The sequence below is a fragment of the Caldicellulosiruptor diazotrophicus genome (genome assembly GCF_017347585.1).
GTDB classification, from domain to species: domain Bacteria; phylum Bacillota; class Thermoanaerobacteria; order Caldicellulosiruptorales; family Caldicellulosiruptoraceae; genus Caldicellulosiruptor; species Caldicellulosiruptor diazotrophicus.
The window spans coordinates 1,197,041-1,219,337 of record NZ_AP024480.1 but is presented as its reverse complement, the minus strand read 5'-3'; the positions used below and the strand labels follow the sequence as shown (position 1 = coordinate 1,219,337).

Sequence of the window (22,297 nt, the reverse complement as noted above, 5' to 3'; positions counted from 1 at the left end):
TAAAAAAGATAAAGCCGGTATTATAAGAAGTGCCGGCTTGTCTTTTATTTTATAAAATTTACAAAAAGGATGGGTAGGATGGAAGATAGGATTTACTTAAATTTGAAAAGGGAAGAAAAAAACATTCCTATTGTTTTTGTTGAGGAAGTTGAAAAAATTGGAGAACATATTGCATATTTTAACTACTCAAATCTTGTAATATTTACTGACAAGATGGTCTACAGACTCTACAAAGGTTTTATTGATAGCCTTAAACCTGCTTACCTTTACCTTTTTGATGAAGGTGAGGAGTCAAAGTCAATAGAGTCTTACCTGAAAGCCATTGATTATCTTTTGGATAGCAATGTAGACAGAAGAGCATTGTTTGTTGCAATTGGTGGAGGGGTTGTTGGTGATGTAGTAGGGTTTGTAGCATCTACATATAAACGTGGTGTGAGGCTCATTCACGTTCCAACAACTCTTCTTTCAATGGTTGATAGTAGTATTGGCGGAAAAACAGGAATTGATTATAAATCTTATAAGAACCAGATTGGAACATTTTATCAGCCTGAAATGATAATCATATGTCCTAAGTTTTTAGAAACATTGCCAAGAAGAGAGATTTTATCTGGTTTAGGTGAAATAATAAAATATGGTTTCACTTTAGATAAGAGTATATTGATTAAAAAAGATAAATTTGAAAACGACGTTTTTAAGATTTTTCAAGATAAAATACTTGCTATGCAGTTGATAAAGAAATCTATTAACTGTAAAGTTAAAGTTGTTGAAAAGGATGAAAAGGAATCACTTTTGAGAGAAGTTCTGAATTTTGGCCATACTGTAGGCCATGCATTAGAGACGTATTACAATTACTATTTTTCTCATGGGATATTTGTTATTTTGGGAATGATTGCTGAGATGATACTTTCGAATATGATATTTAATTTTGATTTGTCAAACGTAGATCTTTTAATAAGAATTTTTGAGAAGAATAGTATAAAACTTCCTCAAAGATTTGAGAAGAGCCAAATTATCTCAATTATGAAATATGACAAGAAGAATATTAATGCTTCTATAAGAATGGTTTTATTAAAAGATGTATGTGATTATGTTTTAGGTTACGAAGTTAATGAAGATATTTTATATGAGGCACTTGATAGGTTCGAAAAAATTGTTTTATCTTAAAATGCCTCAGTCTGACATAGTCAAGAAGAAGCTCCCTTGTCTTGGCTATATAGCTTACAAATTATAAAAAACAAATGCCAAGAAAAGGGAGCTTCTTTATGTGTTAATTCTGATTTCTGCATCGTTATAGATTGTCAAATATGAATCATATTTCTCTTATGACTCTGCGTCAAAAGTTTTAAAAAACTTTTCAAAAACCTCTTTACAAATTGGTTTTTACTATTGTAAAATATATGTGTAATCACAATTGTAAAAGGGGAGCGAAGTAAATGAAAAAGGATTTATTAAAGCCATCAGAAGCTGAGTTAGAGGTGAGGTTAAAAAAAGACATCAAATGGGTTTGAAAAAAGGTTTTATCAATAAAAATTGTTTTTATTAATAAATTTTAATAAAGAAAAGAAATTGAAATTAAAAGAATTGTAAATATGTTTAGCATAAATCACTATGTTTTGAAAATATATGTGCAAAAGAGGGATGATAGCTATGTTTTGTTGTAGCTTTGATACTTCTTAAACATCTAAAAAAAACACTGAAAGAGTATATTTTGGGTTTAGAAATTTGAATTAAAAAAATAAAAAAAAGAGTGTTTTCTCATAAAAATAAGAGATAAAATGGGAAAATTTTGCATTATATTATCTCTGCTGTTAATTTTTAACATTAATCTTTCATCAGATAAAAGCTTTTCTGAAATATCGAATTCCACAAAAGACACTAGCAATTTTTCAAATATCAACTCACAGTCTGAGCTACCCGATAAAGAACTATTAATTATATCTAATAAAAAATCTGAAATAAAATAATATAGATATATTAATTTGCTCCTCACTGAGTTAAACAATGTTAAAACAAATGTGGAAACAGCTAATTCACAATCAAAGATAGAAAACATAATAAAAGATTTTGTTAATGAAATGGAAGGAAATAAACTTATGGAAACCTCTCTCTTGGAAAGAATAAGATTATATTCAAAACAACCGTAGTTTTTCAGAATTTAAGCCAATGTCTCAAATATTAATAAATTCGACAATTATATCGCTAAATCCTGTTTCAGAGTTGCAAAAGAATGATTATTATTGTGGACCAGCTGCAGCCAACAATTGTCTTAAAGCTTCTAACATATATTATAAAAGAAGTAATCCGTCGATTGCTGTATCTCAAGATAATTTGGCTCAAGATTTGGGAACAACAACGGATGGTACACCATTTGACTCCCGCTGGGAAAGAGTTATGAGAGATTGGTCAGGTATTGTGCATGTAATAAAATGGTCTCCTTCAGAAATAGAATTATGGAATTACGTAACAAGTGATATTCTATTTGGATATGGTGTTATTGCTGATATTCATATGGTTGCAGGTAGCTATCATCTACCTGGTTATGATAGACAAAAAGAATATTGGCATTATATTGCATTAATTGGTTATGACCCAGTAAATCATCAAATTTATTATTCAGATTCCTCTAAATACAATAACGGTTGTAAATTGACTGATAATTATAGCGAATTCGTTAAGTTATGCAAAGACAGAGGTATTGTCTGGTAATTTTAAATTAGATCAAATAAATCACAGAAACGAGGAGAATTAAAAATGTTTAACATATCAAAAACTGCGAAAAAAATATTTATTTTAATAGCTGCTTTTATTTTACTTTCTTTTCTTAGATTCATTGGTAGTCAACCATTGTTGCAAATAGCATATAGTAAAGATCTTTTTGAATATCTGCCTAAAAAAGAAGAAAATTTTAATAGTATTCTTTTGAAAACATTTAAAAAGAAAAAAGATGAAAATTTGATTATTGCTATTGACTCAAACAGATTTATTGGGCTTTCTAATAATGAAGATGCATATTTTATTAAAGACTTAAAGAAAAGACATACAAAGTTGATACACAAAATTACTGAAAAGAACTTTTTGAGCATTTCTGAAAACTTTGATGGAAGATATTTCTATTGGATGGAAGGAGAAAGAAAAAAGGGATATTTATATCTAAGTTGTAATTGGAAGTTATATGGATATGATATTAATACCAATACAATCTGCTTGATTGATAAATGTAATGAAGCAAGTATTTCCGCTAATGATGATATAAGAGCTAAAGCAAGTGTTATGTGGAGAGATATATTTGCTCACAATGGCAAAGTTGTTTATTTAAACTATGAAAAGGATAAAATGGGAATTATCTATTTAGTTATAAAATTATTTGATATGAAAACAAAAAAATATTCCATAATTGAAAAAATACCTGAAAAAGAAAATAGATTAATATACCCTCCATCTATTTATGGTGATAATATAGTTTGGTGTATATCAAATATTATAGAAACTCATACAATGAGGACAGAAAGTGGAGAAATATACTTATATAATATCGAAAAAAAGAAAAAAATAAAAATCTCTCCAAATAACGAACTTGTAATGCCAAGGATTTATAAAAATTATGTTATTGCTCTTCGACATATAAACGGAATAATTTCTCAAGATCAAATAGTTTTATGTGATATATCAAAAGCTCCATTTAAATGGAAAGTAATAGTATATCCTGAATTGTATTCTATGAAAAAATCAAGTGTGGTTACATTTGCAGACCCATATATTTCTGGAGGATATTTATCTTGGTATGGTAATTACTTGAAAGATGGTATTTATATATTTTTATTAAAAGAACTAAAATATTACAAAATTCCTTATTTAAAACCTCAAAAAGGATATTCTAATTATGTTATGTTATATTCTGAAACTCCTTCTACTAATTTATTTATTAGAAACTATTTGAAAGACAATACTAACGACAAATATAGTGAGTATTTAATTTTGAATTGAATAACCAGCAATTGTAAATTGATAATGATAATTGGTTAAGATAATAGGGGCTGTCCAAAAAGATGAATGGACAGCCCCTCTATTTACACTCTCAATGGCATTTGTGTAAAAAATACACTTCCTTAATTTCTTAGGGTATTTCATATGAGCAAGATAAATACTCTGTTTTTTTTTCTAATATTGCTTTGATAAATCGAAGATATTTTGAAAGGTATTCATTTACAAAATTTTTTAAATTTCAATACAACTAAGATGTGTCATCTAAAAAATATAAAACATTAGTTAAGTTTAATCTTTTGAAAAAACTTAAAAACTTTCAAAAACCTCTTTACAAATTGGTTTTTACTATTGTAAAATATATGTGTAATCACAATTGTAAAAGGAGAGTGAAGCAAATGAACAAAGATTTATTAATGCCATCAGAAGCTGAGTTAGAGGTTATGAAAGTTTTATGGGAAGAAGGAAAGCCCCTGAGTGCACCAGAGATAGTGCAAAGGTTAAAAGAAAAAGACATCAAATGGGAAAAATCAACTATCTACACCTTGATTGACAGGCTTGTAAAAAAGAAAGCGATAAAGCAAGAGAAAAAGGATAAACTTTACCACTACAGTCCTTCTATTAGCAAAGAGGAATACGCAAAGATAGAAACAGCAAGGGTATTGAATAAGCTATTTAATGGCTCTGTAAAAGATTTAATAGCAGCATTAGTTGAAAGTGGAAACTTAAAAAAAGAAGAGCTTGAGGAGATTAAGAAGTTATTAGGAAAAGAGGAGTAGAGATGAGATGAATATAGAAGTTATATTCAAATGGATTTTAGTAATGACAGTAGGTGGTAGCATAGCTGTTTTGATATTTGCTATTTTGAGCAAAATCTTTAAAGAGCATTTGAGCGCAAGAGCAATGTATTATATTTGGATGATAGGGCTTTTTTGTTTTACCATTCCATGGAATGTATTGATTAAATTTTGTAAGAAAGATAGTAAAGTACTAAATCAGAGTATTATATTAGGCAACAGCAGTCATATGACCTCAAAATTAAATAACAACAATGCATTGAACTTACAACTAACAGAAAATACAGCACAAGGTGGGGCTTTAACTGCCCTGCCTTATAAAAATATTAGTTATTTTAACCCTGAAAAATTTGTAGAATTTATTGGTTATGTTTGGTTTGTAGGTGCCATAGTATTTTTTGCATGGTTTTTGATAAGGTATATTTGGTTTAAAATGATACTTACAAGAAGTTCTCGAGAATGTTCAAATGAATATTGCAGGAGAATGATTGAAAGGTATTGCAATTTAAGAAAAATTCCAAAAAAGATAAAGATATTAGAAAGTGATATTATACAAACACCTATGCTAATCGGAATAATTACTCCGATCCTAGTAATACCTACAAAGGACATAGTAAGAGAAGATTTAAGATTAATTATAAGACATGAACTTGTACACTTCAAGAGAAAAGATGTACTTGTTAAATGGCTAAGCAAATTAATAAATGCACTTCATTGGTTTAACCCCTTGGTATATTTTGCTGTTTTAAAGCTAAATAGAGAATGTGAATATTCATGTGACGAAGAAGTAATAAGAAAGCTTAAGAAGGATGGCAAAAGAAGGTATGCAGAGGTACTTTATAACACACTTTTGGTGAGTATAGGCAGTGGAGCCGGCGCGGCATTTGGTCTGGTAGGTAGAAAAGAAAGCATTGTTGAGAGATTTAGGTTTATTATGAGTTGGAAGGTAAGGAAAATGAGCAAAGGTGCTAAGGTTTTTGTTGTGGTGTTAGTATCAACAACAATATTCTTAAGTGCATTTGTTCAAATATGGGCAAAAGATATTTTGAGTTTTGATAGCGATGAGATAGAGGCAATCAAATCAACTATAGAAGGATTTTATGAAACACAGTACAAAGCTTATCTTCAAATGGAGTATATAGATATAACACCGTACTTGGATATGTCAAAGATACAGAATCATAATAAAGTTGTTGCATTAAAAATGTTAGTATTCAGAAGAAAATATATAGACGAAAAAAAGTACTGTTATGTTGAGAAGAGACATTTTCCATATGAACTTCATTATAAGAACATAGAGCTTGATGGCAACAAAGCCAAGGTAGTTATTGACTTAGAGATAAAACTAAAAGAAGCATATCCGCCGTTTATTTCATATGGAGAAAATATTTTTGAATTAGAAAAGCAGGATGGGACATGGAAATTAACAAAGCATATCTATGACAAATGGGCCTTAATGCATTATGAATTCTCTACTGACCAAAAATTACCAGAATCTGATTATGAGCAGATAAAAAAGCAAATAGATAGGGAGTTTGGAATTAAGTAATAATTTGTATGATATTAGATAAATGGAGGCGAAAAGTTATGTCGTACATTCTTATTTTCAATAGTTCCTGATTAAACAGAAAATAATAGTTTCAAAAAAATTTATTATTTAATTTAATCTGAAAATCATATAGAACTAAAAGAAGTGGGATATTTTAAATGAGAAAAATTGTATTGATTTTATTATGCTTCATTCTAATAATACCAAATTCCATTGCCTATGCAAACTTATATTTTTTAAAAAACTCTGAAGAAGATAACATAAAAAACATTATCGAATCTTTTTACAATACTCAGTACGATGCATATTTACAAATGGAATATAAGGATATAACACCTTACCTTGATATGACTAAAATACAAAATCAAAACAAAGTAATAGCTCTGAAAAATTTAACAGCAAGAAGAAAGTATATTTATCAAAAAGGTTACTGTTACATCGAAAAGAGACGATTTCCATTAAAGTTCAATTACAAAGCAATTGATATAAACGGTAATCAAGCAAGCGTCATATTAGAAATAAAATTAGATGGACAGAATGCATATCCACCTTTTATTTGTGGTTGCGAAAATATATTTAAGTTAATAAAAATGGAAGATGGCTGGAAAATTACAGAACATGATTATGAAGATCTAAGTTTCTATGAAATTTCAAAAGAAAAATTAATAAGAGAATTTCAACCGAAAGAATTAGCTGAAATGATTGATCAAGAATTTTCTCCTGATTTGAAAAAAGAATATAAAAACTTCAGTGATGTTGAATTGAAAAACAATGTTGGAATTCTCAGTTTGCCAGCAGTAAATCATTATTATAGTACATCAAGGGCTGTTGAATATGCAAACAAATATGTATTTAACCGTAATACCAAGTTTTATGATGCAACCGCTGGAGGAGGAGATTGCACAAACTTTGCATCTCAGGTTTTATGGTATGGATTTGGAGCAAATGATACTATGAATGATATATTAAACAAAGTGATGATGGTTCCTGGTTCATATGAAGAAGGGTGGTATGCAGGTCCTGGTGGAGGCTCACGAAATTGGGAGAGTGTTGAAGCTTTCTGGACTTATATGACAAGCTTTAAGTCCATTGATACACCTGGACCACGCGTAGTTGTAGTAGACAGTGTAAATTCATTAGATAATGGAGGAATAATGCAAATTGATTATTATAACGATGGGAGATTTGATCATACTGCAATTCTTGTAGACAAAATTACACGGAAATTTGCACAACATACTGAAAATTGTTATTGCTATTATTCTGATTATGTAGGTAATAAAAGATTTTTTAATCCATATTATTTTAGAGAAATAGAATAAGAATACAACAAATACAATCTTATTTCCCACTATCTTCAAAGATTGCACACCTTCAGAATAGAAATTTGATTATGAATATTTTCCACTGTTTATTAATGTTTTTCTGAAGGTGTGCTTTTATTAAGAAATTAAGAAATTTTAAAATGGGAGGCGAATACATTGAAGATAAAAAAAGTTATTCCATATATTTTATTATTCACACTAATGATGCTAAATATAAGCGGGTGCACAAGAAAGGATTTTACAAAAAAAGAAGATGAATACACTAAAGCTCAAAAAATAGCTGTTTCAGCATTGTCAGATGCTTTTTATATGGTTAAAAATAAGAATTTTAATGTACTTAAATATAAAAAACATGGTAATTGGTATCTATTTTTATTTTATATGACTACCGATAATTCACCCCAATATTTGTTATGTTTGGTTGAAAACAATAAAGCGTTATGGTATGCACCTGCTGATCCAGCAATGAGTATGGGATTTGGAGTAAATCGGGTCAAATACAAAGGTAAAAGCATTTATTTTTGTAACTTAAATACTTCCACTTGGATACCATCAACAGGCGCACGAAAGCCTACTAATTACACCAAAATTCTATTTGAATTTGAAAATGGGACAAAACTAATAGAAAATGTAAAAGGTGATAAGGGATATATTGTTATTGTAGACGGTTATAAAAAGCTAAAAGACTTAATCTTATATAACGCAAAAGGAGAAATAGTAAATAGATACGAAGATATAGGTTATGACTGTTATGAGTGTAAGGTAGTTGGGTTTAAATTAAAATAACTCTTACTTTTAGATTAATTACCAAAGTTTAAAATATATTCAGGGATACTTTTTAAAGTTTGTTTCATGTTTAAAAAAAAATCAAACTAAAGGATTATATATGAGGTTTTATATATATAGCTTTACAAACTAAATGATCTGAAAAATATTTTAAAACTTCTTTACAAGTTAATTTTTCAGATGTATAATATAGGTGTGACTACAAATGTAAAGTAATATCAAAATATGAGTAAAAAACATTCTTGCCATTAGGAGTTAAACTTGAAGACTTTGAAAATTTTGATTGTTTCAAATAACATAGGCTTTAACCTTCTTGAGCGCTTAAGAGGGTGTGCAAATAAAAATAAAGGAGGGCATTTACTATGAAAAATTTCAAAAAAATAATAACTTATTTGACAGTTTGCAGTCTGGTTCTATTATCGATTTTATCTTTTTCAACTGGCAAAAGCAAAGCACTTGGGAGTGGAGAAGAAAAAGACAAACTATGGTTTTCAAACTTTGAAAAAGTTGTTAGTATTCCAGTGTCTGAAAAAGGGATTGAATATGTTTCTGACATGACTGGGACAGGGGGACCAGATGCTTTTGATGTCAAAGGTGATAAAGTATATGTTGTTGATAATGCGCATCACAGACTTTTAATTTACAACAAGATTTCCGGTGAATATGTTGAAGAAGTTAAGCTTCCTGAAAGTATAATATGGGTGTCTGATATATCAGTTGATGAGAAAGGAGATTTATATTTATTGGGTGGAAGTTATAATGGAAACTATCTTGTAATGATAACAAATGGCAAAATTAGAATTAGTAGCTTGCCGGATACACAGCAAAGAGGTAGTTGTATAACAATTTCAGGTTTTGGTTCTGACGAAAATGGACCATATGTTGTATATGCAGATTTGAAAGAAACAAGAACATTGAAATTTGGGAATGGAACAGACAAGACAAATAGCTTGGATGCAGGAAAACCAGAGAGTGTTACAGTTGTTGAAGAGAAAAAAGGCTCTTTAGCACGTGACAAAGCTATATGGAAACTCAATATTCAAGGTATGAAACGTTTAGGTGGTCAGGTTATAACACCAAATGGAGAGGTCGTGACTGTTTCTTTTCCTTCACAATATCATTTAGGAACAAATAGTTATGTAGGAACAATTGGCAATATAGTATATTGGAAACTAGAAGATGGCAAAAGCTATGCAATTGTAGGTTATAATAAAAAAACTGGGGAGATAGATAGAGCCATTAAAATATCTTTAGATGTTTATAGTGCTATTCCTAAAAAGGGCTTTTTAATAGAAGGCAATGATGTTTATGTTTTAATACCATCTCAAGAAAATGTCTATGTACTTAAAGTAGCTTATTGGCAGTCAGCTGATGAATTCATAAAAGAATTAGAAGGAAATCATGATAATTTAAAAAATTCGTCAGGAGGAAATTTAAATGAACATGCGAAAAACTTAGCTACAATTGATGGAGAGAAAAAAATTACTTCTTCTGTTGTAACAGTACCAAGGTCTCAAATGATTTCAACAGCACAGAGCTATCAATGGCACCAGTGGTACTGCAGCATAGTAAATTATGATGGTTCTAATTTGAGTGCAAGCAATCGACAATATTGGCAAAGACCTTGCTTTATAACTAATTATAATACAAATTATTATCAAGTTCCTTATTGCTGGGGCGGTTTTAGTTCATTATCTGGTTTTGACAATGAAATTCAACAAGGATATGCAGCTGGAAATGTTAATACAAACGCACCCGGTTATATAGGTGGAACAACGGGTGTTGACTGTTCTGGATTTGTATGCAGATGTTGGGGGTTATCAAGGCATTATCATACTTCAGAATTCCCCAACATAGCTAGACAATTAAATAGTTATTATGAATTATAGCAAGGTGATATTTTATTAAAAAATAGTAGTGGTTCTGGGCATGTTAGATTATTCTACACGTCAAATTCATCTGGTCAATTTGTGGTTTATGAAAGTACTATATCGATAGTTAATGGCAACTATACTGATAGAGTTATATCTATGGGATATACGTTTAATGAGTTAGTTAGTAATGGTTATCAAGCATATTCACCCTATTAATTAAAAATTGATGATAGTATTCTTGGAGGAAAATTCATGAAAGAGAAATTAAATATGTGTGGTAAAATAAGTGTAAAGTTTAATATCTTTGTATATGTCTCTATATGCTTAATAATTATAGGCATGATTTTTTTTGTTATAAATGCTCTAATAAGAAATTCTTCAGAACATATATAGGCTATATTGAAAGGTTTGATAAAACCGAAAATGGAGATTTTTTTGCTTTATTTTATGGCAAAATCAGGCACAGTAGTGGCAAAGAAGATTTGCTTTTCAAAGTCAAAATGAGCCGCAATAAAATAAAAGGTTTAGATTATTTTCCTGTACGCTTATTTGCATGGGGAAGAAATCAGGTAGCTTATTGTGGTGAGGATTTGAAAGAGTTAATTTTGGTTGATTATAAAACCAAAAAAGAAGTTTATCGAAACCCAATGCCAGAAATGATAAAATATATCAGCGCTAATAAACAAACAGGTGAGTTTGTTATTGCCACTGAAAAAAGACTGTATCTTTTGAAATCAGAGTATGTTCCAAAAAACAAAATATATACTTTTTCACTAAAACAAGTTGCAAGAGGTTCATTTTGCTGGCCAGTTCTTTCACCAAACGGAAAGTATATTGCGTGTGGTGAGATGGATAACAAAGAAAATGATGCTGCTACATCACTGGTTGTAATTGACTTGAACAAAAACAGTAAGAAGAAGCTACTTTCCGAAAGATTTGGAGATTTACCAATCAATAATGTATATAGAATTATTTACTCTATTACATGGAGCAGGGATAGCAGATATGTTGCAATCAGTACTTCAACTCCTGCTGATCCATCATATATTTGGGTTTCAGTTGCTGACGTATTAACAGGGAATGTAACAGAGTTTACGAAAAATACAGGGCTGTGCTCTCCGCCTGTAAATTCTTTTTCAGAAGATAAATTTATTTTCTCACAGGGAAGTCCTGGATATAAAGAATTTGGTGACTATTCAAATATTAGAGACCCTTTTAGAGCAAAATTAGTGCTATTAAATATTAAAAATGAAAGTTTAGAATATATTAGCGAAATTCCAAAAAATATAAATACCTACTGGCCTGTTGTTGGTTTAAATGGAATATACTTTACTGATAAAGGCGGATACTTTTCAAGTCAAGAAGGGTGTTCAATATACAAGCTAAAAAGCAAAAGAGTAATTCAGTTACTTAAAGTTAGAGGAAATTTGGTGAGTTATGATACTATTCGAATATATTAGAACTGACAAACAACTATTATTAGTCGCCACTATTATTAATTGTTGCTTGAAAAATCGCTTATTATCCATTTGTTTTTAATTTTCTCAACCAAGAGAACCATTTTTTTAATATCACCATAAGGGTCAGCTGGATTTATGGTGTAAGAGTCTGTGAAGCAGTACACAAAATAAAAATATCCTTTTTTGTACCAAATAACGGTTTGCTTGGGGTCAGCAGGTTCTACCTTATAGTAACAGGTATAAGTATCTTGTGTAGGTTTGGGAAAGAGTATTTTTAGGACTTTCTCAGATACAAATGAATATATATCTTTGTTTGAAGCAAGGCCAAGGATGCTTTTGTGATTGGCTTCATTTAGCACAGCTTTAATAATTTTATAATGTACTTGCCTTTCTGCTTTTACTTTACTTATGTTGCTGTCCACAGTTGAGTTGTTTATATTCTTTTCTTCAACAACGGGTAAAACTGAGATGATATCTGCTATAAATTTCTTTTTGTTTTTTATAATATGAATTCTCTCGGAGCTATTGTCTTCTAGCTTATGCTTATTTAAGATTGTGTCAGCCTTAATGTGAGAGATTTTTAAACTAATACTTAATAATACCAATGATCCAATGAGAATTAAAGAAAATATTACCATTGAATTACGAAATATTTTTTGCATTTGGTTAATCCCCCTTAGTTTTACTTTATATTAATTCCTCGAAAACTTAGTTTATAAATATTATACTACATATGTAGATGAAATGCAATTGTAAGCAAAAAAACAAGAACATTATTTCAAGTACTAATTCTTTATAACTACAAAAAATAAACGGGGTACTCAATTCTTACAATACCCCGTTTTTTACAGACTACTTTTCTTTGAGTTTTGAGATATTCTCCTCAAACGGTGGAAAAATAATACCCTTATCTGTAATTATAGCAGTAATGTTCTCGGCCGGTGTTACATCAAATGCAGGATTAAAAACCTTCGATTCATCCGGAACAATCTTTTTACCATTGAAAAATCTTATTTCATCTTCGCTTCTCTCTTCAATAGGAATTTCTAAGCCTGATTTTATATTAAAATCAATGGTTGATACTGGTGCTGCAATGTAAAATGGAATGCCATGCTGTTTTGCCAAAACAGAAAGAGAGTAAGTTCCAATCTTATTTGCTGTATCTCCGTTTAAAGCGATTCTGTCAGCCCCTACTATAACACAGTCAATCTTTCCAAGTTTCATAAGATAACCTGCCATGTTATCACAAATAACTGTATTGGGAATACCATCTTCAGAAAGTTCAAATGCTGTGAGCCTTGCCCCCTGCAAATACGGCCGTGTCTCATCTACATAAACATGAATATTCTTGCCGGTAAAGTGAGCTTCACGTATAACACCAAGTGCAGTTCCATACCCACCTGTTGCTAAAGCTCCTGCATTGCAGTGAGTAAGGATATTTGCACCCTCTTTTATAAGTGTATTTCCATGCTCGCCAATCTTTTTATTGATACTTTTGTCTTCATCCTCTATTTTCCTTGCCTCTTGTAGCAGCACACTATAAATTTGACTTTGAGAAAGATTTCTTGCCTTTTCAAAAATCTTTTTCATCCTCTCAAGTGCCCAGAAAAGATTTACAGCTGTTGGTCTTGAGCTCGCAAGATAGTTTATAATCTCATAAATTTTAGTGGACTCCATATTCTTTTCAATTATCTCCTTAAAGCCTAAAACAACTCCATATGCAGCAACAATTCCAATAAGCGGTGCCCCTCTTATAATCATATCCTTTATTGCTACATATGCATCCTGATATGTGCTACAAACAAAATGCTCTTTTTCAAATGGCAGCTTTCTCTGGTCGAGCACAATGAGCTTATCATTTACAAACTCAAAGTGTTTCATTTTCTTCTTACTCCTCACAGACAAAATTTACATCAATCTTTTCAATCATTCTGTATATAAGCTTTTTTACTTTGTCATTGTTTTCTCTAAAGACTCTGTAAACTTCTTCTTCAGTCACAGGCTTTATATCATCTCTACCTTCAAGACCCGCATCATAATCAGTAATTAACGAGATGTTGACATAGCAAATCCCAAGCTCCTTTGCAAGAATTACTTCAGGATACTGTGTCATATTGATAATATCCCAGCCCATGCTTGAAAACCATCTGCTCTCAGCAGTTGTGGAAAATCTCGGACCTTGAATCACAACAACTGTTCCCTTTTCATGCACGGTAATTCCGAGCTCTTTTGCAGACTCAATTGCAATCTTTCGCAGGTATTCACAGTACGGCTTTGCAGCAGATATATGCCTTACTTCAGGTCCTTCAAAGAATGTGTCTTTTCTTCCCCATGTCCTGTCAACAAACTGGTCACACACAACAAAGTCACCAGGTTTTATCTTAGGCTTTAAGCTTCCTGACGCTGTTGGTCCAATTATCTTTTTGACTCCAAGCATCTTCATTGCCCAAATGTTTGCTCTGTATGGAATTAAATGAGGTGGATATTGATGATTTTTCCCGTGTCTTGGCAAGAAAGCTACTTTTTTGCCTGCAATCTCAACCAAAGAGATTTTGTCGCTTGGTTTTCCGTAGGGTGTTTCAAGTTCTATCTCTTCAACATTGTCTTCTAAAGAGTAAAAACCCGAACCGCCAAAGACTCCTATATCAGCTCTGTATTCCATCTCTTCTTACCTCCAAGAATAAAAACTTTTGCATTTCAAAAAAATTATATAAATAAAATGTGCAAAAATCAACAAAATAATTTATTGAGAAGGTGAGACGATGTCAAGAGATGAATTTGAGGAAAAGTTAAATGATTTTATCTTAAAGCTTGAAAGAATGAATTTTAGCTACTATATAGAATATTTGAAAAACCCGAAGAAGATAATTTTTACAAACTTTTTATCGGGTGCTGCACGGGGATTTGGAACAGCTTTTGGCTTTTCTATTTTGGGTGCTCTTCTTTTATATATACTTAACGCTATCGTAAAGTATAACCTTCCTGTAATAGGTCGGTATATTGCTGAAATATTGAAATTTGTAAAGTTTTATATGCATTAAAAAACTTCAGTAAAAGGAGAGATTTATATTGCAGCCAGCTGAGATTGAAATGCTGAAAAAATTGCTTTTAGAAAAAAAATCCGAAGTAGAAGAGTATTTAAAAAATACTAAAGAAAATCAGGTTGCAAACTTTAGCTCAATGTATTCAAATGAGGTATCAAACTATGACAATCATCCAGCTGACATTGCATCAGACCTATTTGAAGCGGAAAAGAACATGAGCTTGAAAGCTGACATGAAAAGGAAACTTAAGCTGATTGAAAAAGCACTCTCCAAAATTGAAAAGGGAAACTTTGGCTACTGTATGTCCTGCAAAAAAGAAATTCCTATAGAAAGGCTTTTGGCAATACCTTATACAGAATTTTGTATAGAATGCCAAAAAGATATTGAAAATCAAGAAAATTATCGAACAGACCAAAGACCAATCGAAGAAAAGGTGCTGGGCAAACCTTTCAATGACAAGTTTCCAAGTCAAGGGGAAGAAGAACATGATGGCACAGATATGTGGAGTATCCTTGAGATGCACTCAACAAGCAACGGTCCGCAGGATGAGCTTGTATCTGACGGAAGGAAGTTTTATAAAAAGATAAATGACATTGATGATTCAGTTGAAGATGTGGATAAAATCTCAACTGACGATGCTAAAAAATGGTTATAAAGCTTTTTGTGTTTTGCTTTTCAGTAGTTGATATATTATAATAAAAAAAGAATATTCACAGATACGCATTGATAATTAAAAAGGTGAGAAAGAATTTGGTTTACTGGATTATAATTGTGTTAACTTTTGTGTTAGACCAGTTAACAAAGGCAAAAGCTGAAAACGTTTTTGTAGATGGCTCTGTCAACTTACTGGGTGGAATTTTGTCGCTTACCTATGTGCAAAACAGAGGCGGGGCTTTTTCAATCTTAGAGGGAAAAAGAAGATTTTTTATAATGGTTTCAATCGTCCTTATTTTATTTTTGTGTTACATGATGTTCAAGTCAACAAACAACTTTTACAGATTTTCTTTTTCGCTGATAGTGGGAGGAGCGATAGGGAATCTCTTTGATAGGATTGCTAAGGGTTATGTGGTAGATTTTATAGATATAAAAGTCATACCTGTTTTTAATATTGCTGATTTCTTTATAACCTGTGGCGTGCTTCTTTTGATATTTTTGATACTAAAAGAAGGAGGCGAAGAGTTATTTCTGAAGAAAAAACCTTAACAGTAATAGATTTTGATGGACGACTGGATAGGTATCTTTCTGAGGCTCTTTCTAAAACCCGCAGTTTTGTACAAAAGATAATAGAAGAAGGAAATGTATTGGTAAATCAAAGACAAGTTTTAAAACCTGCATATAAAGTTAAAAGTGGAGATATAATCAAAGTTGTCATTCCTGAGCCTAAACAGCTATCCCTTGTTGCTCAAGATATAGATATTGAAGTTGTGTATGAAGATGAACACTTAGCGGTAATAAACAAACCGCGGGGGATGGTTGTACATCCCGGTGCAGGCAATTTTGAAAATACTCTTGTAAATGCACTTTTGCACAAGTTCAGTGGGAGACTTAGCAGTATAAACGGGGTTATAAGACCCGGGATTGTCCACAGGCTTGACAAAGACACATCGGGACTTTTAGTTGTTGCTAAAACAAATGAAGCACATATTAAACTTTCTGAAGCTTTAAAATCTCATCAAATAAAGAGGATATACTATGCTTTATGTGAAGGTGTGTTAAAAGAAGACAGTGGTGTAGTTGATGCACCGATTGGGAGGCATCCTGTAAATAGGCTAAAAATGGCTGTTGTTCCCAATGGGAAAGAAGCAGTTACTTACTTTGAGGTTTTAGAAAGGTTTGACAAATACAGTTTTGTCAAACTTAGACTAAAAACAGGAAGGACTCACCAGATAAGAGTGCATATGTCGTATATAGGTTATCCTTTACTTGGAGACAGTACTTATGGAAGAGCAAAAAATGAGTTTGGAGTTCAAGGTCAGGTTCTTCATGCAGGTGAAATTGAGTTTGTTCATCCAATAACTTTAAAAGCGCTGCATTTTTCGGCTGACTTACCAGAATACTTTGTAGAGATTCTAAATATGCTGAGGAACAGAAACAATAAATAGCATATATACTATTGATAACCATAGACAAACTGTACATTTTGGTGTTATAATAGCTAAGAAAAGCTAAGAAAAAATAAAAAATTAAATAGGTGGCTTGATGAGAATTTAAGACCTTTAAGCTGGCCCTGTGAGGCGGCAAGGTTTAAATAAGAGAGGTTGAGAGTATTAGCATGTAAAAAAAGCTTCTTGCCCATTCACAGGCAGGAAGCTTTTTTTGTGCCAAAGGAGGTGCTGTATTTTGGAAAAAATTAAAGAAATTATGGATGCAAATCAAATGCGAAGGGCTTTGGTCAGGATTTCTCACGAGATACTTGAAAAGAACAAGGGTGTTGAAAATCTTTGCCTTGTTGGAATTCAGCGAAGAGGTGTAACTCTGGCAAAAAGGTTACAAGAAAACATAGAAAAAATAGAAGGTGTAAAGCTTCCTCTGGGCATTCTTGATATCACATTTTACAGGGATGATTTGAGCCTTCTATCAGAACACCCTACGGTTAACTCTACAAGGATTGATTTTGATATAAACAACAAGAAGATAGTTTTAGTAGACGATGTTCTTTTTACAGGTAGAACAGTAAGAGCAGCAATTGAAGCTTTAATGGACATGGGAAGACCAAAAATGATTCAGCTTGCAGTGTTGATTGACAGAGGACACAGAGAACTTCCAATTAGGGCTGACTATGTAGGAAAAAATGTTCCAACTTCAAGAAAAGAGATTGTTCACGTTCTTGTTGATGAGTTTGACAACGACAACAGAGTAATAATTGAACAGCTTGATAGGGAAATATAACTTTAAAAGAAAGGAGAAAGCTTTAAAAATGAACAGAGTTGTTCAGGTTGAAGAAAAGCTCCCATTTTTAAAAACTTTGCCTTTGAGTCTTCAACATCTTTTTGCCATGGTTGGCGCAACAATCTTGGTTCCTATTCTGGTAGGACTTAATCCAACTGTTGCTCTCTTTACAAGTGGTGTGGGGACCATAATATATATTCTTGTAACAAAAAACAAAATACCTGCATATCTTGGATCTTCCTTTGCATTTATCAATCCTATTATCACAGTCTCTGCTTCGCTTGGAGGAAAAGAATATGCTCTTGCTGGATGCATTGCATCAGGTGTTGTATATCTGATAGTAGCATTTCTTGTTTACCTGTTTGGAACAAACTGGATTGACAGACTACTGCCACCCGTTGTTGTAGGTCCCGTTGTGATGATTATTGGACTTTCTCTTGCAAGAGCAGCAGCTGTGAAATCAGCAGGACTTTTTAAAGAGGTTATAAAAGATGGCCAGATTTTGGAAGTTGCTGTAAATGTCTTAAAAAGTCCTGTTTGCTGGGTTTCTATATTTACATTACTTGTTGCCGTGTTTGGCTCTGTTTACTTTAAAGGATTTTTTAAAGTCATACCTGTTTTGATTGGACTTGTAAGTGGATATCTTTTTGCATATGTGCTTGACTTGATTGGTATGAACACAAATCTTCTTAACTCGTTCTATCCAAATGGCAAATATATTCCGTTTTTGAACTATGAAGTTATCAAGAATGCAAAGTGGCTGGGGCTTCCTCAGTTTACATTTCCTAAATTTTCACTCTCTGCTATTTTATCAATTGCTCCAATTGCCATAGTTACAATAACAGAACATATTGGACATCTTCTTGTGACAAACAATGTTGTGGGAAGAGATTTTACAAAAAATCCAGGACTTCACAGGTCTTTAGCAGGAGATGGGCTTGCAACAATTGCTGCAGGTTTTCTTGGAGGTCCTCCTAATACAACATATGGTGAAAATATCGGCGTTATGGCAATAACAAAGGTGTACAGCACATGGGTAATCTTGTGGGCAGCAATACTGGCAATCTTGCTTTCGTTTGTCCAAAAGCTTGGTGCTCTTATTCAGGTAATTCCTTCACCAGTAATTGGGGGAATCAGCATCCTGCTGTTTGGTGTTATTGCTTCATCTGGTTTGAGAATGATGATTGAAAGCAAGGTGGACTTGTCTCAAACACGCAATCTTGTAATTGCTTCTGTGGTTTTAATAATTGGTGTTGGTGGAACAAGACTCAAATTTTTCAACATCGAGTTTGAAGGAATGGCTCTTGCTACATTTGTCGGAATAATTTTAAATCTTCTTTTGCCAGAGTCAAAAGAACTCAAAATTGCAAAGGCAAAAGAAGTTTTAGAACCAAATAATTAAGGGTAGGGGTATTTTCCCTACCTTTTTTGTAAACAGTTGGAGGTGGATAAATTGAAACATTTGCTTGGGCTAAGAGAGCTTTCAAAAGAGGACATAATAAAAATACTGAATCTTGCAAAAGATATGAAGACAATTTTAAAGAGCGAAACAAAAAAGACTCCTCATTTGCAGGGGTATTCAGTTGTAACTCTGTTTTATGAAAATAGCACTAGGACACGAACATCATTTGAACTTGCAGCAAAGTTTATGAGTGCAAATACAACATCAATCTCAGTGCAAACCAGCAGTGTGCAGAAAGGAGAATCTTTGCTTGACACTATAAAAACTTTGGAAGCTCTAAAAACAGATGTGTTAATTGTCAGACATTCTGTCTCTGGTGTGCCGCATTTTATTGCTAAAAACTGCTCATTTTCGGTCATAAACGCTGGTGATGGAATGAACGAGCATCCAACTCAGGCACTGCTTGATATGTTCACAATAAGAGAAAGGCTTAGAACAATTGAGAAGTTGAAGATAGCAATCATTGGCGATATTCTTCACAGCAGGGTTGCAAGGAGCAACATCTGGGGGCTTTCCAAGTTTGACAACCAAATCACAGTGTTTGGACCACAAACTCTTATTCCTCCTTATATTGAAAACTTTGCTTATGTTGCATCCTCTTTAGAAGAGGCAGTCTCAGGAAAAGATGTTATAATAGATTTGAGGATTCAGCTTGAGAGACAAAAACGGGGCTTTATAACCTCAAAACAAGAATATTATAAGTTTTATGGATTAAATGAAGATATAATGAGGTATATTTCAGGCAGCACCCTGATAATGCATCCTGGTCCTGTCAACAGGGGAGTTGAAATTTCTTCAGAGGTGATGCAGCTACCAAATTCTACAATTGAAGAACAGGTTACAAATGGAATTGCTGTTAGAATGGCAGTTTTATACCTTTGCACGCGCAAGGAGGGAATTTATAGATGATGATATTGATAAAAAATGCACAGATTATAAATAGTATTGACGATAAACTTGAAAAAGCTGACATACTGATAGTTGATGACAGAATAGAAAGAATTGGTAAAGACATAGAAGAAAATCCAGATAAGATGACTATAATAGATGCAAGCGGCAAGTACGTAATGCCAAGTTTTACCGATATTCACTGTCATTTACGAGAACCTGGTTTTGAGTACAAAGAAGACATAAAGAGCGGCAGCAGAGCTGCTTTAGCAGGAGGATTTACAACCATCTGCTGTATGCCAAACACAAACCCTCCTGTAGACAACAGAGCAATGGTTGCGTATATAAAATACCGTGCTAAAGAGGTCTCACCAATTGAGGTTTTACCTGTTGGGGCTATAACAAAAGGACTTTTAGGAGAAGAGCTTGCAGAGATAGGATTTATGAAACAAGAAGGGGCTATTGCTATCTCAGACGATGGAAAGAGTGTTATGAACGCAAACATTATGAGAAATGCTCTTTTGTACTCAAAAGATTTTTCGATACCTGTCATTTCACACTGTGAGGATACAAACTTATCTGAAGGAGGACAGATAAATTTAGGATATGTGTCAACAATCACGGGACTTAGAGGAATTCCACGCGAGGCAGAATCAACCATCGTTGCAAGAGATATTCTTCTTGCAAAAGAAACAAAAGCACATCTTCATATAACCCATGTGTCCACCAAAGAATCTGTTAGACTTATAAAAATGGCAAAAGAGTGGGGTGTAAATGTCACGGCTGACACATGCCCGCATTATATAAGTCTTACAGAAGATGAGGTGCTTGGATTTAACACAAACGCAAAAGTAAACCCTCCTTTGAGAACACAAGAAGATATTGAAGCTTTAATTGAAGGATTAAAAGAAGGTGTAATTGACTGTATAACAACAGACCATGCCCCGCATCATAAAGATGAAAAGAATGTCGAGTTTAACCTTGCCGCAAGCGGTACAATTGGGTTTGAGACTGCATTTTCTGTGCTGTTCACATACCTTGTCGAGAAAAATGGGTTTGATATTGGGAAAATAGTAGAACTTTTGAATCACAATCCTAGAAAAATAATTGGATTTTATCCATATTTTGTAAAAGAAGGTGAAAAAGCCAACCTTGTAATTGTGGACTTAAAGAAAAAGTGGGAAGTCAAAGAAGAAAACATTGTGTCAAAGTCGAAAAATAGTGTGTTTTTGGGAAAACTTTTGACTTCTTATGTTGAGACAGTAATATACAATGGGAAGATATTAAAAAAGGACGGTGTTTTAAGTTGTTGAACTTCTCTGATAGGCTAATTGAGATTATAAAAAAGAAAAGCAGTGTTCTTATAGCAGGAATTGATACGAGTATTGAAAATATACCAGATTATTTTATCAAAAGATTTTATGACAAAGAAAAAAGCGAGATTGACAATTTGAAAACTATCTTGTTTGAATACAATCGAAGAATTATCGATGCAGTGGAAGAAAATGTGGTTGGGGTAAAGTTTCAAGCAGCATTCTTTGAACAGTACTCTTACCATGGATTTGAGGTTTTGCATAAACTTTGTGAATATGTAAAAAACAAAAAGCTTGTTGTAATCTTTGATGGTAAAAGAAACGACATTTCAAGCTCTGCAAAAGGATATTCAAACGCTTACCTTGGCGAGACACTCATTTTTGGTAGAAAAATGAGATTTTTTGAGTTTGATGCAATCACTACAAACCCTTATCTTGGTCAAGACGGGATAAAGCCCTTTGTTGAAGACTGCGAAAGATTCAAAAAAGGTTTGTTTGTGCTTGTTAAGACTTCCAATCCTTCTTCTGCCGAGTTTCAAGACCTGATTGTAGAAGATAAATACCTTTTTGAACTGGTAGCTGAAAAAGTTTATGAATGGGGGAAAAACTGCAGAGGAAAAGAAGGTTACAGTGATGTTGGTGCTGTTGTAGGCGCAACCCAAAAAGAAGCTGCTAAAAGAATAAGAGAAATCTTGCCAAACTCTTTCCTACTTGTACCTGGCATCGGTGTACAGGGAGGAAAAGTAGAAGATTTGAAATATTTTGTAGATAGCAACAACATGGGCATAATAGTAAATTCGTCGCGTGATATAATCTATGCATACAAAAATTATCTTCATTCTGATTTTGAAAAGAGTAGCTATTTAGCTTCAAAGAGTATCAAGGAAAGTATAAACGCAGTAATCTCCTAAAGAAATAAAATCAAAAGA

21 protein-coding genes are annotated in these 22,297 nt (G+C 32.5%); 18 read left to right on the top strand and 3 right to left on the bottom strand.

The genetic code is table 11. The features are described 5' to 3' along the window. Positions 1-78 precede the first annotated feature (78 nt). The 9 genes from aroB (at position 79) to CaldiYA01_RS05770 (ending at position 11,772) form a co-directional block, all read left to right on the top strand. A complete protein-coding gene (aroB, locus tag CaldiYA01_RS05810; RefSeq protein WP_207182493.1) occupies positions 79-1,164 on the top strand; it encodes a 3-dehydroquinate synthase in 1,086 nt (361 codons plus the stop codon). A 999-nt stretch (positions 1,165-2,163) separates the two neighbouring features. After that, complete coding sequence (locus CaldiYA01_RS05805) at positions 2,164-2,706, top strand: C39 family peptidase (protein ID WP_238480608.1); 543 nt, start codon at positions 2,164-2,166, stop codon at positions 2,704-2,706. Positions 2,707-2,751: 45 nt separating this feature from the next. Next, a complete protein-coding gene (locus CaldiYA01_RS05800; protein WP_207182491.1) occupies positions 2,752-3,984 on the top strand; it encodes a hypothetical protein in 1,233 nt (410 codons plus the stop codon). 395 nt (positions 3,985-4,379) lie between these two features. Then, a complete protein-coding gene (locus tag CaldiYA01_RS05795; RefSeq protein ID WP_207182488.1) occupies positions 4,380-4,760 on the top strand; it encodes a BlaI/MecI/CopY family transcriptional regulator in 381 nt (126 codons plus the stop codon). 7 nt (positions 4,761-4,767) lie between these two features. Continuing rightward, entirely contained in the window at positions 4,768-6,327 is a 1,560-nt protein-coding gene (locus tag CaldiYA01_RS05790; RefSeq protein ID WP_207182486.1) for a M56 family metallopeptidase, read from the top strand. A gap of 158 nt (positions 6,328-6,485) precedes the next feature. After that, on the top strand, positions 6,486-7,649 hold the full coding sequence (locus CaldiYA01_RS05785; RefSeq protein ID WP_207182484.1) for an amidase domain-containing protein: 1,164 nt from the start codon (positions 6,486-6,488) through the stop codon (positions 7,647-7,649). Between the two features lie 159 nt (positions 7,650-7,808). After that, positions 7,809-8,438 carry a hypothetical protein gene (locus CaldiYA01_RS05780; RefSeq protein WP_207182482.1) on the top strand — a complete coding sequence of 210 codons (630 nt, stop codon included), beginning with the start codon at positions 7,809-7,811 and terminating at the stop codon, positions 8,436-8,438. Positions 8,439-8,800: 362 nt separating this feature from the next. Beyond that, positions 8,801-10,327: an NHL repeat-containing protein gene (locus CaldiYA01_RS05775; protein WP_207182480.1), complete on the top strand. Its 1,527-nt coding sequence runs from the start codon at positions 8,801-8,803 to the stop codon at positions 10,325-10,327. Between the two features lie 575 nt (positions 10,328-10,902). After that, complete coding sequence (locus tag CaldiYA01_RS05770) at positions 10,903-11,772, top strand: hypothetical protein (RefSeq protein WP_238480607.1); 870 nt, start codon at positions 10,903-10,905, stop codon at positions 11,770-11,772. A gap of 35 nt (positions 11,773-11,807) precedes the next feature. Here CaldiYA01_RS05770 and CaldiYA01_RS05765 read toward each other — a convergent pair whose 3' ends face one another. The 3 genes from CaldiYA01_RS05765 to CaldiYA01_RS05755 form a co-directional block, all read right to left on the bottom strand. After that, positions 11,808-12,434, bottom strand: a complete 627-nt coding sequence (locus tag CaldiYA01_RS05765; protein WP_207182478.1) for a hypothetical protein — start codon at positions 12,432-12,434, stop codon at positions 11,808-11,810. Positions 12,435-12,624: 190 nt separating this feature from the next. Continuing rightward, positions 12,625-13,653: an S-methyl-5-thioribose-1-phosphate isomerase gene (gene mtnA / locus CaldiYA01_RS05760; protein WP_207182477.1), complete on the bottom strand. Its 1,029-nt coding sequence runs from the start codon at positions 13,651-13,653 to the stop codon at positions 12,625-12,627. A gap of 7 nt (positions 13,654-13,660) precedes the next feature. After that, on the bottom strand, positions 13,661-14,434 hold the full coding sequence (locus tag CaldiYA01_RS05755) for an S-methyl-5'-thioadenosine phosphorylase (protein WP_207182475.1): 774 nt from the start codon (positions 14,432-14,434) through the stop codon (positions 13,661-13,663). A gap of 100 nt (positions 14,435-14,534) precedes the next feature. On the opposite strand from CaldiYA01_RS05755, the gene CaldiYA01_RS05750 reads away from it, so the two are divergent. The 9 genes from CaldiYA01_RS05750 (at position 14,535) to pyrF (ending at position 22,279) form a co-directional block, all read left to right on the top strand. Beyond that, positions 14,535-14,813: a DUF5665 domain-containing protein gene (locus tag CaldiYA01_RS05750; protein ID WP_015907832.1), complete on the top strand. Its 279-nt coding sequence runs from the start codon at positions 14,535-14,537 to the stop codon at positions 14,811-14,813. 28 nt (positions 14,814-14,841) lie between these two features. Then, complete coding sequence (locus CaldiYA01_RS05745) at positions 14,842-15,471, top strand: TraR/DksA C4-type zinc finger protein (RefSeq protein WP_207182467.1); 630 nt, start codon at positions 14,842-14,844, stop codon at positions 15,469-15,471. Positions 15,472-15,566: 95 nt separating this feature from the next. After that, complete coding sequence (gene lspA / locus CaldiYA01_RS05740; RefSeq protein WP_207182465.1) at positions 15,567-16,019, top strand: signal peptidase II; 453 nt, start codon at positions 15,567-15,569, stop codon at positions 16,017-16,019. Then, positions 15,998-16,918, top strand: a complete 921-nt coding sequence (locus tag CaldiYA01_RS05735) for an RluA family pseudouridine synthase (protein WP_207182746.1) — start codon at positions 15,998-16,000, stop codon at positions 16,916-16,918. The genes lspA and CaldiYA01_RS05735 overlap by 22 nt, the downstream gene beginning before the upstream one ends. Positions 16,919-17,156: 238 nt before the next feature. Then, positions 17,157-17,705 carry a bifunctional pyr operon transcriptional regulator/uracil phosphoribosyltransferase PyrR gene (gene pyrR, locus CaldiYA01_RS05730; RefSeq protein WP_207182458.1) on the top strand — a complete coding sequence of 183 codons (549 nt, stop codon included), beginning with the start codon at positions 17,157-17,159 and terminating at the stop codon, positions 17,703-17,705. A gap of 28 nt (positions 17,706-17,733) precedes the next feature. Further along, the gene (gene uraA / locus CaldiYA01_RS05725; protein ID WP_207182457.1) at positions 17,734-19,107 is read left to right on the top strand and encodes a uracil permease; all 1,374 of its coding nucleotides are present in this window, start codon (positions 17,734-17,736) and stop codon (positions 19,105-19,107) included. A gap of 51 nt (positions 19,108-19,158) precedes the next feature. Continuing rightward, positions 19,159-20,076 carry an aspartate carbamoyltransferase catalytic subunit gene (locus tag CaldiYA01_RS05720; RefSeq protein WP_207182456.1) on the top strand — a complete coding sequence of 306 codons (918 nt, stop codon included), beginning with the start codon at positions 19,159-19,161 and terminating at the stop codon, positions 20,074-20,076. Further along, positions 20,076-21,368, top strand: coding sequence for a dihydroorotase (locus tag CaldiYA01_RS05715; protein WP_207182744.1), 1,293 nt, complete (start codon positions 20,076-20,078; stop codon positions 21,366-21,368). The genes CaldiYA01_RS05720 and CaldiYA01_RS05715 overlap by 1 nt, the downstream gene beginning before the upstream one ends. Then, positions 21,362-22,279 carry an orotidine-5'-phosphate decarboxylase gene (gene pyrF / locus CaldiYA01_RS05710; RefSeq protein WP_207182455.1) on the top strand — a complete coding sequence of 306 codons (918 nt, stop codon included), beginning with the start codon at positions 21,362-21,364 and terminating at the stop codon, positions 22,277-22,279. Before CaldiYA01_RS05715 ends, pyrF begins: the two co-directional genes overlap by 7 nt. Positions 22,280-22,297 lie beyond the last annotated feature (18 nt).

Bases quoted from the DNA above. Each gene is read 5' to 3' on its own strand.
- aroB (WP_207182493.1), top strand. From the start codon at position 79: ATGGAAGATAGGATTTACTTAAATTTGAAAAGGGAAGAAAAAAACATT.
- CaldiYA01_RS05805 (WP_238480608.1), top strand. From the start codon at position 2,164: ATGTCTCAAATATTAATAAATTCGACAATTATATCGCTAAATCCTGTT.
- CaldiYA01_RS05800 (WP_207182491.1), top strand. From the start codon at position 2,752: ATGTTTAACATATCAAAAACTGCGAAAAAAATATTTATTTTAATAGCT.
- CaldiYA01_RS05795 (WP_207182488.1), top strand. From the start codon at position 4,380: ATGAACAAAGATTTATTAATGCCATCAGAAGCTGAGTTAGAGGTTATG.
- CaldiYA01_RS05790 (WP_207182486.1), top strand. From the start codon at position 4,768: ATGAATATAGAAGTTATATTCAAATGGATTTTAGTAATGACAGTAGGT.
- CaldiYA01_RS05785 (WP_207182484.1), top strand. From the start codon at position 6,486: ATGAGAAAAATTGTATTGATTTTATTATGCTTCATTCTAATAATACCA.
- CaldiYA01_RS05775 (WP_207182480.1), top strand. From the start codon at position 8,801: ATGAAAAATTTCAAAAAAATAATAACTTATTTGACAGTTTGCAGTCTG.
- CaldiYA01_RS05765 (WP_207182478.1), bottom strand. From the start codon at position 12,434: ATGCAAAAAATATTTCGTAATTCAATGGTAATATTTTCTTTAATTCTC.
- mtnA (WP_207182477.1), bottom strand. From the start codon at position 13,653: ATGAAACACTTTGAGTTTGTAAATGATAAGCTCATTGTGCTCGACCAG.
- CaldiYA01_RS05755 (WP_207182475.1), bottom strand. From the start codon at position 14,434: ATGGAATACAGAGCTGATATAGGAGTCTTTGGCGGTTCGGGTTTTTAC.
- CaldiYA01_RS05750 (WP_015907832.1), top strand. From the start codon at position 14,535: ATGTCAAGAGATGAATTTGAGGAAAAGTTAAATGATTTTATCTTAAAG.
- uraA (WP_207182457.1), top strand. From the start codon at position 17,734: ATGAACAGAGTTGTTCAGGTTGAAGAAAAGCTCCCATTTTTAAAAACT.
- CaldiYA01_RS05715 (WP_207182744.1), top strand. From the start codon at position 20,076: ATGATATTGATAAAAAATGCACAGATTATAAATAGTATTGACGATAAA.